This window comes from Streptomyces sp. NPDC057099 (assembly GCF_042671245.1).
GTDB lineage: Bacteria > Actinomycetota > Actinomycetes > Streptomycetales > Streptomycetaceae > Streptomyces > Streptomyces purpurascens.
In genome coordinates this window covers 49,148-63,274 of the sequence record NZ_JBHUTX010000019.1, presented here as the reverse complement: position 1 = coordinate 63,274, position 14,127 = coordinate 49,148, and the positions used below count along the sequence as shown (strand labels likewise).

The window sequence follows — 14,127 nt, the reverse complement described above, 5'->3', positions numbered from 1 at the left end:
CTCGTACGGAGCCCAGCCCGGGACCAGTGGAAGGAGCCCTCGCCGTGACGGACGGTCAGCCCATCCCGGTGATCATCGACTGTGACACCGGCGTCGACGACGCCCTCGCCCTGCTGTTCGCCGTACGGCACCCCGCGCTCGACGTGCGCGCGATCACCTGCGTGGCCGGGAACACGGACGTCGACGGCGTCGTCCGCAACACGCTGACCGTGCTGGAGGTGGCCGGTGCCGGTGACATCCCCGTGGCCCGGGGCGCCGAGCGGCCGCTGATCGAGCCCGTGCGGACGGCGCGGCATGTGCACGGGGAGGACGGCATGGGGGATCTGGGGCTGCCCGCGCCGACCCGGGTGCCGGTCGACGTGGACGCGGTGACGCTGCTGCGCCGCGAGATCCTCGCCTCGCCGAGGCCGGTCACGCTCATCCCCACCGCGCCCCTGACGAACATCGCGCTGCTGCTGCGGACGCACCCCGAGGTGACCCGCAACATCGAGCGGATCGTGTTCATGGGCGGCGCGGTGGCGACCGGGAACGCCACGCCGGTCGCGGAGTTCAACGTGTGGCACGACCCGGAGGCGGCCGCGGTGCTGCTCACCGCGGGGGTGCCGATCACGATGTACGGCCTGGACGTGTTCAAGCGGGTGCTGGTGCCGGCGGGGGAGGTGCAGCGGCTGCGGTCGAGTGCGGAACCGACTCTGCGGCTGGCCGGTGAGCTGCTCGCCCACCGTGATCCGGCGACCTCCGGCGATCCCACGCCGATGGGTGGTCTCGGCGACGCGGGTGCGATCTGCGCGGTCGTCGACCCGAAGGGCATCACCACCGAGGCCCTGCCGGTCGAGGTCGTCCTCGCCCCCGGGCCCGCCCGTGGCCAGACGATCGTCGACCGTCGCCCGCGCCCCGGCGAGTCCGAGATCCACGAGGGCACGCGCGAACAGCCCCTGGTGGACGTGGCGTTGGATGTGGACGTGGAGCGGTACGTCAACCTGTACCTGGAGACGCTCTAGCGCGGGGAGCGGTGCATCTATCGATTGACTTTCGATCGATATCGATCGAGGATCGATATATGAATGGCTTCCTCATCGCCGCACTCCGGGCCGGTATCGCCTTCGCCGTGCTGGTCGGGCTCTTCGGGCAGTTCGTGGTCATACCGACGACGGCGGCCGACGAGGTCGACCGTTTCCCGCCCTACGCACCGTTCGCCACGCCCTATGCGGCCGTGGCGATCGTGGGGGTCGTCTGCGTGCAGGTCGCGCTCGTCGCCGTGTGGATGCTGCTGACGATGGTGCAGCGGGACGCGATCTTCACGCCCCGGGCCTTCCGGTGGGTCGACGTCATCATCGGCGCCTCGGTCGTGGCGACCGTCCTGGCCCTCGGCGTCGCCGGTCATCTGACCGTCGCCGAGATCCCCTCTCCCGGCGACGGCATGGACGTCGAGAGCGCCCTGGTCGCCGCGACGGCGGGAGTCGCCGTGGGGGCGGCCTTCGCGATGCTGATGGCCGTCATGCGGAGCCTGCTGCGCAAGGCGACCAGTCTGCAGAGCGAGATGGCAGAGGTCGTCTGACGACGAACCCCCGCCCTGCCGCGGTCTTGGAGGGGGTGGCGGCAGGGCGGGGAGCAGGGGGGCGGCCTGGCTCAGAGGCCGGGCGCGTCTCGTTCGCGGCGGCGCCGGGGTGCGCTCGCGAGCGCGAGGCTCGGTGGCCCGCCCTGCCGTGGTCCCGGGTGGGGCGTCGGTAGGGCGGGGCTTCATGGGCCGAACCTGCTCAGGCGCCGGAGGTGTTGCGCTTGGCTGTGCGGCGGCGGGTGATGATCATCATGGCCGCGCCGCCCGCCAGCAGGGCCGCCGCGCCGAAGGCGATCGGGCCGGTGCTGCTGTTGGCGCCGGTCTCGGCGAGGTCGCCGCCGCCGTTCGGCTTGGGGGCGGTGGGCGTCGACTCGGAGGCGGACGGGGTGGGCGTGTCCGTGTCGGAGGACGGCGGGGTCGAGGGCTCCGAGGGCTCCGAGGGGGAGGCCGGGGGCGTCGACTGCTCGGCCGGGGGCTCCGAGGGGTCGGCGGGCGGGCTGGACGGGGGCGGCGTCTGAGACGGCGGGGGCGTCTTCGTGCAGTCCTCGGTGCCGCCGTTCCAGGCCGCGATCAGCTTGTCCTTGATGACCGGGCGGTCCGGGCCCTTGGGCAGCTCGCCGTGCTCGAAGCCGTCCTTCGCGTCGAGCTTGCCGTCGAACTTCACCGCGCCCCGGTACAGGTCGATCTGCCCGAAGCAGCCCTTGTCCGGGATGGCGATGTCGAGCGAGTCGGTGGCGCCCGGCTTGACCGTCACCGTGTCGAAGTCGACGAAGACCTGCTCGCCCGAGGTCCCGAAGGTCGGGCCGTGGGCGAGGTAGGAGGCGAGGGAGGCCGTGCAGGTGGCCGCGTCACCGGCGGTGCGGACCTTGACGTGGACCTTGCCGTCCTCGGTCGGCTTCAGGTTCTGGTCGTCGACCTTCACCGAGTCGTAGAAGTTCGTGCCGTCGAGCGAGAACTGGCAGCGGTCGGTGCCGGTCTCCGTCCCCGCGCCCGTCCCGGGCTTGTAGCTGCCGCCGGACGACCAGCCGTCGCCCCCCGGCGTACCGTGCGCGAAGGCGGTGGTGGCGGAGGCGGCGCAGAGGGCGAGGGCCGCGGCGCCCGTCCCCAGCAGGCGTCGCGCGGTGACACGTCTCGCTATGGACATGCGATCCCATTTCTTGGCGTATGCCGGAACCCGGGTGACGGCAGCAGGGCAGCGCGCGGCGGCCGGCCGTACCGGGGTGAGTGGTCTGAGAAACACTGGGCTCATTGGTCACATGCGCCACAGTGTGACCTCATCGTGGCGGCGCCGCAGCACGCTGTCAACCTGCGGGTATGCAAAGGAAGTTACTCCTCCATCACACTTTCATCACAGCAGGAATGGATCACTCCGACCTCCCCGATGTTTCCTTTTTCCGGCATTCTGGACAGATTCAATGCTGTCGCCCGTATGCCCCGCGAAGGAGACCGCGTGACCGATCGCTCCACTCTCGACCTGTCGTCCCGGGATCCCGACTGGTGGCGGCAGGCCGTCGTCTACCAGGTCTATCCCCGCAGCTTCGCCGACGCCGACGGCGACGGACTCGGTGATCTGCGCGGCATCACCCGCCGCCTCGGTCACCTCGCCGCCCTGGGCGTGGACGCCCTGTGGATGAGCCCCTTCTACCCGTCCGAGCTCGCCGACGGCGGCTACGACGTCGCCGACCCCCGGGACGTCGACCCGCGCCTGGGCACCCTCGACGACTTCGACGCCCTGGCCGCCGAGGCCCACCGCCTCGGTCTGAAGGTCATCGTCGACATCGTGCCCAATCACTCCTCGCACCAGCACGTCTGGTTCCAGGAGGCCCTCGCCGCCGGCCCCGGCTCGGCGGCCCGCGACCGGTACGTCTTCCGCGACGGCCGCGGCGAGCACGGCGAACTCCCGCCCACCGACTGGCAGTCCGTCTTCGGCGGCAGCGCGTGGAAGCGGGTCGCCGACGGGCAGTGGTACCTGCACCTGTTCGCCCCCGAGCAGCCCGACCTCAACTGGGAGAACCAGGAGGTCCGCGCCGACTACCGCACCACCCTGCGCTTCTGGTCCGACCGCGGGGTCGACGGCTTCCGCATCGACGTCGCCCACGCCCTGGTCAAGGACCTGAGCGAACCGCTGCGCGACCTCGGCACGCACGCGTCGGGCGGCGAGGAGGCGCTCGCCGGTCTGCCGCCGGGCACGCACCCCCTCTACGACCGGGACGACGTGCACGAGATCTACCGCGACTGGCGCAAGATCCTCGACGCGTACCGTCCGCCGCGCATGGCCGTCGCCGAGGCCTGGGTGCCGGGGGCCCGGCGTGCGCTCTACGCCCGTCCGGACGAGCTGGGGCAGGCCTTCAACTTCGAGTATCTGGAGGCCGGCTGGGACGCCGACGAGCTGCGGCAGGTCATCACCGAGTCGCTCGCCACCGCCCGGGCCGCCGGCGCCTCGGCCACCTGGGTGCTGTCCAACCACGACGTCGTACGCCACGCCTCCCGGCTGATGCTGCCGCCCGGCACCGACCTCAACGCCTGGCTCCTCTCCGGCGGCCACGCCCCGGCCGTCGACGCGGCGGCAGGTCTGCGCCGGGCCCGGGCGGCCACCCTGCTGATGCTGGCGTTGCCCGGCTCGGCGTACCTCTACCAGGGCGAGGAACTCGGGCTGCCCGAGGTCGCCGACCTGCCCACCGAGGTGCTCCAGGACCCGATCTGGGAGCAGACGGGCCATGTCCGCAAGGGGCGTGACGGCTGCCGGGTGCCGTTGCCGTGGTCGGCGGCCGGGCCGTCGTACGGCTTCGGGGCCGGGGGTGCGTGGCTGCCGCAGCCGTCCGGCTTCGCCGCGTACGCCGTGTCGGCACAGGACGGGGTGGCGGGCTCCACGCTGGAGCTGTACCGCACGGCCCTCAGGCTGCGCCGCAAACTCCTCGCCGGGGAGGAGCTGACGTGGGCCTCGGACGCCCCGGACGCGGTGCTCGGGTTCGACCGCGGTGAGGGGTGGCGGTGTGTGACGAACCTGTCCGGTACGGCCGTGCCGCTGCCGGCCGGTGAGGTGCTGCTGAGCAGCGCGCCGCTGGAGGACGGCCGACTGGGGGTGGACACGACGGTGTGGCTCGGCCGCTGAGCGCTCCGCGGGTGGGGCGGGTGGGGCGTCGTTTGTGTGCGGCGGTGTTGTGGCTGGGCGCGCCGTTCCCCGCGCCCCTTGGGGGCGTGGGGCACCCGGGTGGGTGAGTAGGGGGTGCTGCCTGTGGGGATGCCCGCGAGGATCGCTGGCAGAGTGCCGTCGAGGTCCGCACAGGGAGTCCCGCCCGCGATGAACAGGTACAGCAGGACAGCAGCCGTGGCGGGGGTTGTGGTCGTGGGGGTGTTCGCGGTTCCGGGGGCGCCCGCGGTCGCCGAGGGGGGTGGGCTGTGGGGTGCGGCGGTCATCGCGCCCGGGCGGGAGGGCATCGTCGAGATCGCCGGGTACCCGGGGTCGGTGCCGAGTGCGGGTGCCACGCTGACGCTGACCGCGCCCCGTGGGACCCGGGTGACGGACACGCCGCTCGACGCGTCCGGCTATCGCGGCTCGGTCGCCGCCGACGGACGCAGCGGGACGTACCGGGTCACCGGCGACGCGACCGGACCGTCCTGGCGGGGTCGTACGTTCCCGTTCGTGCTGGCGGTGCCCGCGGGCGCCGTGCCCGGCACCCGGCTGCGGGGCTGTGAACTGCGGATCACCGACGCGCGCGGCGTACGGCGGGCCACCGGCCGGTGTGCCGTCACCGTGGGTCTGGCCGGGCCGACGCTGACCCGTCCGCTGTCCGGCGTACCGCTGCCCGCCCGGCCGGAGATCGCCGGCCACGCCCACCCGGGCGCCCAGGTCACCGTCCGTGACAAGGACGACCGCGAGACCTGCGCGACGACGGCCGCCCACGACGGCACCTGGGCATGCACCCCGGCCCCGGCCCTGTCGGCGGGCGCCAACCGCCTCCAGGCGGTCGCCACCCTGAACGGGGTGAGTGCCATGAGCGAGCAGATCGACATCGCGGTGCGGGAGCCGGGTGGCGGTCGGTAGCGGGCTGCGCCGGGGCCGCCACTTCCGCCCGGGTCGCGACGGGACGTGGGCGGGTGCCCCGGCCTTGGCGGTGCCGTGTGAGGGAGCCCGATCGATCAGGTGCCGGTGAGGAGCGCACGGCGCCCCGGGCACTTCCGCCCGGACCGTGACGGGACCTGGGCGGTGCCCCGGCCTCGGTGGGTGCCGTGAGGGAGTCCGATCGATCGCCGTGCCGGTCAGTAGCGCACCGCCCGGGCCACCTCCGCTCTGATCTCGCCCGAGACGTCGTGCGTGCCGCGGGCGGTGGCTGTGGCGGTGTGGCCCGCCTGGACGTTGTTCACCGTGACGATGACCGTGTCGATCAGCTGGTTGCCGGAGTCGGTGAAGTTGACCTGGACGGCGAAGGAACGGGCCGCGTCGTCGGTGTTGTCGACGGTGACCTCGGACCGGGCCCGGCCGTCGGAGCCGATGGTGGGCGGGGCGGCCTTCACGTCGCCCTTGACGTCGATGCCGTCCTGGATGTCGTCGAGCCGGCGCTGGGCCTCGGCCGTGGCCGACTCGACCGCCTCGGAGGCCCCCGAGGCGATCGACCCGACCGCCGACTCCGCCTTGCTCGCGGTGTCGGCGGGACTGTCGTCCCCGCTGCAGCCGGTGAGCGCGGCGGCCAGGGCGAGCGCGACCGCCGCTCCGCCCGTCGCCCAGCGCGTCCGGTGGCGGACAGCCATAAAGCCTCCCGGGGGGAGCCGTCGGCCCGCAGGCCCGGCCTACGGCGTCACGTGCGTCCGAGGCCGCCGCCGCCGAAGGATCCGCTGGATCCGGGCGACCAGCGGCGCGGATTCTGGTCCTTGCCCGTCCTGGTGCTCGCGTGGTGGAGGTCGTGGGGCAGGATCCGGTCGCCGTCCTTCGTCGTGACCGGCATCTCGTCGGGCTCGCGCCTCTCGCGCATCTCGTGGACCGGCCCGCCGTCCGGGACGTGGGGTTGCTCCTCCAGGCCGGGGTGGTGCGTGTCCTTGTCCATGACCCGCATCCCGACCCGTACGCCCCAGATCAGCGCGCAGGCCACGATCAGCCCGCAGGCGAAGGCGATGCCCACGGCGATCGCGTGATCCGACGACGCCGCCAGCAGTTCATACGTGGCCGTTTTCATACTTCGAGTATCGCCGACGGATTGCCATAAAGCGCCCGGAATGTCCGTCGGCCGGAATCCGGGCAACCTCTGCCGCGCCGGTGACGACCTCACGGTGATACCCCGTCCCCCACACGAGGGAGATCACCATGCGCAGACATCTCGCGCGACTGATCACCGTGCTCGCCGTCTTAGCCGCGGTCTTCGCGACGCCCGGCCTGGCGAACGGCAAGGCACAGGCCGCCGACGAGTGGAACCCGCCCGCGAACCTCGTCCAGCCCCTGAACGAGGTCTGGCGGCACGTCGAGACGACCTACCCGAACCTGTACGGCTTCCGGAACTACGGCTGGGACCAGGTCATGGCCAACCGGGGCAGCGTCAACTACTGCGTCCGCTGGGAGTCCGACGCCCCGGTCAGCGCCGCCCTGCGCGACCGGATCCACGCGGCGCTGAAGAAGCAGTTCGGCAAGTGGATGACGGCCATGACCGAGAACGGCAAGGGGCACAACGCCTGGCCGTACACCAACGTCCCGGTCAACATCGTCGGCTGGGCCGTCAAGAACCGCTCCACCCTCCAGTGGACCGACAACTCCGTCGACATCTACACCGGCAATCTCGACGGCGGCGGCGCCCCGCAGTGCGCGCCAGACTGCGGCCGCTTCTTCCACCAGGACGGCAACTACTCGAAGTGTCCTGGCGGCGCCGCCCGCCACTACGACCAGTCCCTGTGGCTGACCAAGGGCTTCGGCGGCGGCGCGGGCGGCGACTGGGGCCAGCGCATGGGCCAGGAGTACTTCACCGGCGCCCTCAACCAGGAGAACATCCACATCTACCTGCACGAGGTCGGCCACACCTTCGGCCTCGACGACTTCTACGACTGGTCGCCGACCGGCCAGTGCTGCTTCCTGATGAAGGCGGGCAGCGCCACGCAGATCACCGAGTTCGACAAGTGGATGGCGCGTGACTTCTGGCGCCATCTGAAGAACCGCTACGGCCTCTGACCGGCGGGGGGCGGTGCGGGCGGCCCCGGCTCCCGCACCGCCCTGCGGCGTACGGTGGAGAGACCGGGGGTAGGTCGCAACCACCGGTGGCTGAACGGTCTCCTGGCCACGTCCCCCCCGTTCGCAGCAGGAGCCCCGATGACTTCCGCCTCCTCGTCCCCGCCGCCGCTCCCCGTACCGCGGGACGTGCGGCTGCGGCTCGCCGAGCCCACGCGCTTCGGCCGTACGGCACGCCGTATCGACGGGGCGTGGTGGCCGCGCTCGGACGACCTGGCGCGGGAGCTGACCGGGCTGCTGGGCGTGCTGCCGCGCGCCTGGGGGCGCATCAGCAGTGTCCTGGTCCACGGGGACACCTGGCAGGACTGCCCGGAGCGGCTGGTCGTCGCCGGGCACCCGGTGCACGTGGGCCGCACCGACTCGCCCACCGCCCCGCACACCGTCTGCCTGCTCGCACTCGGCCGGGGTCGCTACGACCTGCTGGTGGTGCCGCCCGCGACGGCCCGGGCGGAGGCGGACCTGCTCATGGAGCGTGCCGTCGCGCAGGGGGCGTGAGGCCGGGGCGCGTGACGCCCGGCGCCGTCGCTCAGTGCGCGAGCAGCACCAGGACGAGGGCGACCAGCGCCGGGACGGTCTGTACGAAGAGGATCTTCCGGCTGGCGGTGGCCGCGCCGTAGACGCCCGCGACCGCCACGCACACCAGGAAGAACACCGACACCTGGAAGCCCACCGGGTCGGACGCCACGGCGCCCCACAGCAGACCGGCCGCGAGGAAGCCGTTGTAGAGGCCCTGGTTGGCGGCCAGGGCCTTCGTCTCGGCCGCGAACTCGGCGGTGGTGCCGAAGGCGGCGCGGGCGCGTGGAGTGGTCCACAGGAACATCTCCAGCACCAGGATGTAGGCGTGGAGGGCGGCGAGAGCCAGCACCGCGAGGGTGGCGAGGGTCGTCATGCACGCATCATTCCAGGCGTGCGCCGCGACCCCCGCCGCGCCGTCCTCGTTCCGCCGTCTTCGTTCCGCTGCCTTCGTTCCGCCGTCCTCGTTCGGCCTCCCCGGGAGGCGGCGGGCGGTGCCGGGTGGCAGATTGCGGGCAGTGGAAGGCCGGTCCGGGCCGACGCGTCCCCGCGTGTGCCGCTCGGGAGCCCGGCCCGGCCTTCCCGCTGACCCGACACGCGGGATCCACGGGGCGGGATCTACGGGGCGATGGCCTTGCGCAGGGTGTGCAGGCACAGCGTCATGGCGGAGTGCTTCGAGGCGCCGGCCGTGCGGGTGTGCGCCCAGGCCGAGTACAGCAGGGACCAGACCAGGTTGCGGACCCACTCGTCGTCCAGCTCGGAGTCGATGCTGCCGTCCGTGTGGCCGCGCCGGACCGTACGCAGGAAGTGCTGGTCGGCGGTGGTCTCCTCGTCCCAGCCGGACCAGGTCGCCAGTTGCGGCGTCTCGAACATCAGGGTGAGGCCGTCGCCGAGTTCGAAGTACTCCTGGCAGAGCCGCTCCAGGGCCTTGGCGGCCGGGCCGTCGTCGAGCCGGGCGCGCTCGGTCGCCGCCTCGACCTTCTCCAGGATGTCAGTGCCGATGGCCGTGAGGAGGTCGGAGCGCTCGGGGAAGTAGCGGTGGACGGTCGTACGCCCCACACCCGCCGCCGCGGCGACATCGCCGAGCGACGCGGTCGGGTCACCGGCCAGCAGGCCGATGGCGGCGTCGATGATGGCGCGCCGCGTGCGTGCCCGTGTCCCGCTCCCGGCCGCCCCGCCGCGCTCCTCAACCATGCGCATACGGTAGCGCGTCCTCCATGATGAAAATCCCTTGACCGTTATGGAACATCGATGTTCCACTCGGCATCATGACTGTTCCGGATGGCACGTCTCCCAAGGTGTCCGTTCCGCGGCTGCGGATCCTCTGGTCGTTCGCCCGGCCGCACCGGCGCTCCCTGGCCCTGGCCCTCGTCCTCGCCCTGGTGGCATCCGGGATGGGGCTGGCCACCCCGATGGTCACCAAGGGCGTGCTCGACGCGCTCGGCGGCTCGGACTCGCTGCGGGGGCCGCTGCTGGCCCTGCTCGTCCTGCTGGTGGTCGGCAGTGTCGTCATGTACTGGCAGTGGACGCTGCTCGGCGCGCTGGGCGAGCGCGTGGTGCTCCGGGCCCGTGAGTCGATGGTGCGGCGGTTCCTGCGGGCCACCGTTCCCGCCGTCACCCGTCGCGCGCCCGGCGAACTGGTCACCCGCGTCACCTCCGACACGGTCCTGCTGCACCAGGCCGCCACCGGCGCCCCGGTCGGCCTGATCAACGCCGTCGTCATGCTTCTCGGAACCCTGGTCCTCATGGGCGTCCTCGACCTGGTGCTGCTGGGCACGGTCGCGGTGGCGGTGGCGGTGGTCGCCGTCCTGTTCGGCGTCCTCATGCCGGGGATCGCGACCGCGCAGCGGCGCGCCCAGGACCACCTCGGACGGCTCGGCGGCAATCTGGAGGGCGCGCTGCGCGCGATCCGCACGGTGAAGGCCGGCCGGGCCGAGGACCGCACGGCCGAGCGCATCGTGGCCGACGCGCGCATCTCCGCCGAGCACGGCGTCCGCGCGAACCGCCGCGAGGCCCTGGCCTGGACGATCGCGCTGGCCGGCATCGAGCTGGCGATCATCCTGGTCCTGGGCGTGGGCGCCTGGCGGGTCTCCGAGGGGGACCTCGAGGTCTCCAGCCTCATCGCGTTCCTGCTCTACGCGTTCGGGCTGATGGACCCGATCAGCGAACTCAGCCAGAACGTCACAGCGCTCCAGTCCGGGATCGCGGCGGCGGAGCGGATCCGGGAGACGGACGACCTGGATTCGGAGGAGACGGGCGGGGGCGTGCGGGATGTCCCTGTCCGGGAAGGAGGCGTCCAGGACACCCCCGTACTGGAACTGCGGGACGTCACCGCTGCCTACGGCCCCGACGCGAAACCGGCGGTGCGCGGTGTCGACCTGGTCATCCCGCGGCACGGGCACACCGCGATCGTCGGGCCCTCGGGCGCGGGCAAGACGACCCTGTTCTCCCTGGTGCTGCGGTTCCTGGAGCCGACCGGCGGTGAACTGCTCCTGGACGGCCGCCCCTACCGGGACCACAGCCACGACGCGATCCGGTCGCGCCTGGCGTACGTCGAGCAGGACACCCCGGTCGTGCCCGGGACGATCCGCGAGAACCTGCTGCTGTCCCGCCCGGACGCGACGGACGCGGAACTGCGCCGGGTCCTGGACGAGGTGCGGCTGGCCGAGAAGGTCGACGCCCTGGACGACGGGCTCGACACGCCCCTGTCCGGCGCGGCCGTGTCGGGCGGCGAACGGCAGCGCATCGCGCTGGCCCGGGCCCTGTTGCGTACGCCGGACCTCCTGCTCCTGGACGAGGCGACGGCCCAGCTCGACGGGCTGACCGAGGCCGCCGTCCAGGAGTGCGTGCGCGCCCGCGCGGTCACCGGTGCCGTGGTCACGATCGCCCACCGGCTGTCGACCGTGATCGACGCGGACACCATCGTGGTGATGGAGGCGGGCCGGGTCCGTGCGCGGGGCAGCCACGGGGAACTGCTCGCCAGGGACACGCTGTACCGGGAGCTGGTGGAGGCCCTGCGTATCGCGGCCCCCGCCGACTGTCCGGAATCAACCATTCTCGGTTGACCAACAGCCCCAGGTTTGATCAGCTGTCCCACCTGTCTTGTTCGATTCTGATCGAGCGTTTTCGGGCTCCCTGGGGGGGAGCTTGTGACAAGTGGGGGAGTTTCCTTGATGCATCACGATGCCGTCGCGCCGCGCCGCGCCAGATTCCGCCACGGCGCGGCCGCGTTGACGCTGCTGGCGGTGACCGGCGGAACGGCTCTGACGGGGGCTTCGGTCGCCGGCGCCGCCGCGCCGGCCGGGAAGGCGTGCACGCCGACGGAGGGCTTCTCCGGGTGCCGGCTGTTCGATCCGACCGGCGTCCGCGAGGAGTTCCAGGTACCGGCCGGTGTCACGGCACTGGACGTGCGAGCGTGGGGCCAGGGCGGCGAGGGCACCCCTCACGCCAATGGCGGCGCGGGCGGCTACACCGCGGGCACGCTCCGCGTCACGCCCGGGGAGCGGCTGTCGCTCGCGGTCGGCGTCCGGCGCTTCGGTGACGCGCTCGGCGGCGCGGGCGGCACGTACTCCGCGGCCGGCGGCAACAGCAGCGGCGTCCGCGGCGGCGACGGGAAGCCGCTGCTCATCGCGGCCGGTGGCGGCGGCGGGGGCTACGGCAGCATGGATGCCGGCCAGGGAGGCCCGGGCGGAGGTGAGCGCGGCCAGGACGACACCGAGACGGAGCGCGGCGGCAAGGGCGCGGCCGGTGCCAAGGGCGGCGCGGGCGGCGGCAACGGTTCCGCGGGCGCCGACGCGTCCGGGGGCGGCAAGGGCGGTGCGGGCGGCGCCGGTTCGGGCGGCGAAGGCGGTGGCGGCGGCGCCGGTCACGCGGGCGGCGGCGGTGGCGGCGGTACGGACGAGGCCCGGGGCGACGTCGGCAGCGGCGCCGGCGGCAGCAGCTACGTCGACGCGGACCGGGTGAGCGACGCCCGTCTGCTCAGCGGCACCCGCACGGTGGCCCCCGCGAAGAACGACCCCTTCTGGCAGGGCTCCGACGAGCCGGTGCGCGGCGGCATCGCCGAGGGCGGCGTCAACACCGACCTCTCCGGCAACGGGCGGATCGTGTTCCAGTGGAGGACGTCCGCGATCGCGGAACTGGCCCAGGTCTCCGGAGCCGGCCAGACCACCCAGCCGGGCGCCGGCGCCGACCCGATGGCCGTGGTGGCCCGGGACAAGGCCGGCAAGCCGGTCGAGAACGCCTCCGTGACCTTCACGATCGAGGACCCGGACAAGCTGGGAGCCTTCTTCTTCATCAAGAACGGCGCCGACACCACGAAGCTGGCCGTGCCGACCGACGCACAGGGGCGCGCCGAGTCCGCACCGCTCCAGATGGGCGGCAAGGAAGGCGAGTTCACGGTCCGCGCCGCGGTCGACGGTGTCTCGACGGTCTTCACGGTGAAGGTGAAGAAGTCCGCCTACACCGTGTCCGTCGCGAGCGGCGACGACCAGCAGGCCGAACAGGGCGAGGCCTTCGCGGACGCCCTCCAGGCCCGCGTGGTCAAGGCGGGTGCCTCCGCACCGGCCGGTACGGAGGTGGAGTTCCGGGTCGAGGACGACAGCGACGACGCGCCCCGCTTCGAGGACGGCGAGCAGGTCGTCCGCGTCAAGACCGACGCGGCGGGCAAGGCGACGGCCCCGACCCTGACCGCCGGCGAGGGTACGGGCACGTACACCGTGGCCGCGTCCGTCGGTGACGCCATGACCCAGTTCGCGGTCGAAGTCGTCGAGGGTGATGACGCACCCGCCTCGCCCTCCCCGAGCCCCACCACCGACCCGAGCCCCTCGGCCGACCCGAGCCCCTCGCCCAGCGCGAGTGAGTCCGGGACGACCGGCGGCAGCGGTACGACCACGGGCGGCGGCACCTCGACGAACCTCGACGGCGGCAGCCTCGCCTCCACCGGCGCGGGCGGCATCGGCATCCTCCTCGCGGCGGCCGCGGCTCTGGCCACGGTCGGCTTCGCGGCCTTCCGCCTCGCCCCGCGCCTGAGGCTCCGCTCGCGCGACTGAGCCGGCCACCAGGCCGTACGGAGCCTGCCGTCAGGCCATGACGACCGCCCGTACCCGATCACCGGGTGCGGGCGGTCGCCGTTTCGGCCGTGAGAGAAGTGGCAGATGAGGGAAGGGTGCGTTTTGCGGAACCTTTGCCTGCGGGTCGGGCGTTGGTTCGGTGAGCGCGCGGGAGCGGGTTCGTGAGATGACTCCGACTATTACCGAGGTGACTCAATGGCAGTGTGGGACAAGCTCAAGGACCAGGCCAAGGCCTTCCAGCAGGGGCAGAGCGGGCACGGCGCGGCCGGTGGGCACGGGGCGACCGGCGGGCACGGCTCGGGTTCGCGGTCCGGCGGTGGCAGCAAGGCCCAGCTGGTCGGCCTGTTCAAGACACAGCTCGGGTCGCTGAAGAACGAGCTGAAGAGCGGTGCCTACCGGGACGCGAGCATGGCCATGTGTGCCCTGGTCGCGGCGGCCGACGGGCAGGTGGATCCGTCCGAGCGGCAGCAGGTCGAGTCGATGATCCTCAGCAACGACGTGCTGCAGAACTTCCCGCCGGAGCAGCTGCGCCAGCGCTTCAACAAGCATGTCGACCAGCTGACGATGAACTTCCAACACGGCAAGACCGAGGCGATGCAGGAGATCGCCAAGGCCGCCAAGAAGCCCACCGAGGCCAGGGCCGTGATCCAGACCGGCATGGTCATCGCCGGGGCCGACGGCCACTTCTCCCAGGCCGAGGCGACGGTCCTGCGCGAGGCCTGCGCGACGCTGGGGGTGTCTCCCGCCGAGTTCCAGCTCTGACCAGGCCGATGGGCGAA

The 14,127-nt window shown here is 72.7% G+C and carries 14 protein-coding genes; 9 read left to right on the top strand and 5 right to left on the bottom strand.

The features are described from left to right. Window positions 1-44 precede the first annotated feature (44 nt). Both ACFT4A_RS23500 and ACFT4A_RS23495 read left to right on the top strand, forming a co-directional pair. Window positions 45-1,001, top strand: a complete 957-nt coding sequence (locus tag ACFT4A_RS23500) for a nucleoside hydrolase (RefSeq protein ID WP_382833067.1) — start codon at window positions 45-47, stop codon at window positions 999-1,001. A 59-nt stretch (window positions 1,002-1,060) separates the two neighbouring features. After that, complete coding sequence (locus ACFT4A_RS23495) at window positions 1,061-1,558, top strand: DUF2975 domain-containing protein (RefSeq protein ID WP_382833065.1); 498 nt, start codon at window positions 1,061-1,063, stop codon at window positions 1,556-1,558. A 199-nt stretch (window positions 1,559-1,757) separates the two neighbouring features. On the opposite strand, the gene ACFT4A_RS23490 is transcribed toward ACFT4A_RS23495, so the two are convergent. Beyond that, window positions 1,758-2,702: an LAETG motif-containing sortase-dependent surface protein gene (locus ACFT4A_RS23490; RefSeq protein ID WP_382833064.1), complete on the bottom strand. Its 945-nt coding sequence runs from the start codon at window positions 2,700-2,702 to the stop codon at window positions 1,758-1,760. Window positions 2,703-3,008: 306 nt separating this feature from the next. Here ACFT4A_RS23490 and ACFT4A_RS23485 point away from each other — a divergent pair, with 306 nt between their 5' ends. Both ACFT4A_RS23485 and ACFT4A_RS23480 read left to right on the top strand, forming a co-directional pair. Then, a complete protein-coding gene (locus tag ACFT4A_RS23485; RefSeq protein ID WP_382833062.1) occupies window positions 3,009-4,670 on the top strand; it encodes a glycoside hydrolase family 13 protein in 1,662 nt (553 codons plus the stop codon). A 189-nt stretch (window positions 4,671-4,859) separates the two neighbouring features. Continuing rightward, window positions 4,860-5,603, top strand: a complete 744-nt coding sequence (locus ACFT4A_RS23480) for a carboxypeptidase regulatory-like domain-containing protein (RefSeq protein WP_382833060.1) — start codon at window positions 4,860-4,862, stop codon at window positions 5,601-5,603. 215 nt (window positions 5,604-5,818) lie between these two features. Here the strand turns inward: ACFT4A_RS23480 and ACFT4A_RS23475 are convergent, their stop codons facing one another. Beyond that, window positions 5,819-6,307 carry a hypothetical protein gene (locus tag ACFT4A_RS23475; RefSeq protein ID WP_382833058.1) on the bottom strand — a complete coding sequence of 163 codons (489 nt, stop codon included), beginning with the start codon at window positions 6,305-6,307 and terminating at the stop codon, window positions 5,819-5,821. 47 nt (window positions 6,308-6,354) lie between these two features. Continuing rightward, complete coding sequence (locus ACFT4A_RS23470) at window positions 6,355-6,729, bottom strand: DUF6479 family protein (protein WP_382833056.1); 375 nt, start codon at window positions 6,727-6,729, stop codon at window positions 6,355-6,357. 128 nt (window positions 6,730-6,857) lie between these two features. Between ACFT4A_RS23470 and ACFT4A_RS23465 the strand changes: the two genes are divergently transcribed. Together ACFT4A_RS23465 and ACFT4A_RS23460 are read left to right on the top strand one after the other, a co-directional pair. Continuing rightward, window positions 6,858-7,709 (top strand): hypothetical protein, encoded by an 852-nt coding sequence (locus ACFT4A_RS23465; protein WP_189725518.1) that lies wholly within the window; start codon window positions 6,858-6,860, stop codon window positions 7,707-7,709. 138 nt (window positions 7,710-7,847) lie between these two features. After that, window positions 7,848-8,261, top strand: a complete 414-nt coding sequence (locus tag ACFT4A_RS23460) for a DUF5994 family protein (RefSeq protein WP_382833054.1) — start codon at window positions 7,848-7,850, stop codon at window positions 8,259-8,261. A gap of 31 nt (window positions 8,262-8,292) precedes the next feature. Here ACFT4A_RS23460 and ACFT4A_RS23455 read toward each other — a convergent pair whose 3' ends face one another. Next, entirely contained in the window at window positions 8,293-8,655 is a 363-nt protein-coding gene (locus ACFT4A_RS23455) for a DUF1304 domain-containing protein (protein WP_382833052.1), read from the bottom strand. Window positions 8,656-8,897: 242 nt separating this feature from the next. Beyond that, the gene (locus tag ACFT4A_RS23450) at window positions 8,898-9,473 is read right to left on the bottom strand and encodes a TetR/AcrR family transcriptional regulator (protein WP_382833050.1); all 576 of its coding nucleotides are present in this window, start codon (window positions 9,471-9,473) and stop codon (window positions 8,898-8,900) included. Between the two features lie 74 nt (window positions 9,474-9,547). On the opposite strand from ACFT4A_RS23450, the gene ACFT4A_RS23445 reads away from it, so the two are divergent. The 3 genes from ACFT4A_RS23445 (at window position 9,548) to ACFT4A_RS23435 (ending at window position 14,110) form a co-directional block, all read left to right on the top strand. Then, window positions 9,548-11,344 carry an ABC transporter ATP-binding protein gene (locus tag ACFT4A_RS23445; protein ID WP_382833048.1) on the top strand — a complete coding sequence of 599 codons (1,797 nt, stop codon included), beginning with the start codon at window positions 9,548-9,550 and terminating at the stop codon, window positions 11,342-11,344. Window positions 11,345-11,452: 108 nt separating this feature from the next. After that, entirely contained in the window at window positions 11,453-13,327 is a 1,875-nt protein-coding gene (locus ACFT4A_RS23440) for a hypothetical protein (protein WP_382833046.1), read from the top strand. 216 nt (window positions 13,328-13,543) lie between these two features. Further along, window positions 13,544-14,110, top strand: a complete 567-nt coding sequence (locus ACFT4A_RS23435; RefSeq protein WP_382833044.1) for a tellurite resistance TerB family protein — start codon at window positions 13,544-13,546, stop codon at window positions 14,108-14,110. The last annotated feature ends 17 nt before the right edge of the window (window positions 14,111-14,127 follow it).

What these genes read in the sequence shown, in the direction of transcription:
- ACFT4A_RS23495 (WP_382833065.1), top strand. Translation starts at nt 1,061, where the DNA reads ATGAATGGCTTCCTCATCGCCGCACTCCGGGCCGGTATCGCCTTCGCC.
- ACFT4A_RS23490 (WP_382833064.1), bottom strand. Translation starts at nt 2,702, where the DNA reads ATGTCCATAGCGAGACGTGTCACCGCGCGACGCCTGCTGGGGACGGGC.
- ACFT4A_RS23480 (WP_382833060.1), top strand. Translation starts at nt 4,860, where the DNA reads ATGAACAGGTACAGCAGGACAGCAGCCGTGGCGGGGGTTGTGGTCGTG.
- ACFT4A_RS23475 (WP_382833058.1), bottom strand. Translation starts at nt 6,307, where the DNA reads ATGGCTGTCCGCCACCGGACGCGCTGGGCGACGGGCGGAGCGGCGGTC.
- ACFT4A_RS23470 (WP_382833056.1), bottom strand. Translation starts at nt 6,729, where the DNA reads ATGAAAACGGCCACGTATGAACTGCTGGCGGCGTCGTCGGATCACGCG.
- ACFT4A_RS23465 (WP_189725518.1), top strand. Translation starts at nt 6,858, where the DNA reads ATGCGCAGACATCTCGCGCGACTGATCACCGTGCTCGCCGTCTTAGCC.
- ACFT4A_RS23460 (WP_382833054.1), top strand. Translation starts at nt 7,848, where the DNA reads ATGACTTCCGCCTCCTCGTCCCCGCCGCCGCTCCCCGTACCGCGGGAC.
- ACFT4A_RS23455 (WP_382833052.1), bottom strand. Translation starts at nt 8,655, where the DNA reads ATGACGACCCTCGCCACCCTCGCGGTGCTGGCTCTCGCCGCCCTCCAC.
- ACFT4A_RS23450 (WP_382833050.1), bottom strand. Translation starts at nt 9,473, where the DNA reads ATGGTTGAGGAGCGCGGCGGGGCGGCCGGGAGCGGGACACGGGCACGC.
- ACFT4A_RS23445 (WP_382833048.1), top strand. Translation starts at nt 9,548, where the DNA reads ATGACTGTTCCGGATGGCACGTCTCCCAAGGTGTCCGTTCCGCGGCTG.
- ACFT4A_RS23440 (WP_382833046.1), top strand. Translation starts at nt 11,453, where the DNA reads ATGCATCACGATGCCGTCGCGCCGCGCCGCGCCAGATTCCGCCACGGC.
- ACFT4A_RS23435 (WP_382833044.1), top strand. Translation starts at nt 13,544, where the DNA reads ATGGCAGTGTGGGACAAGCTCAAGGACCAGGCCAAGGCCTTCCAGCAG.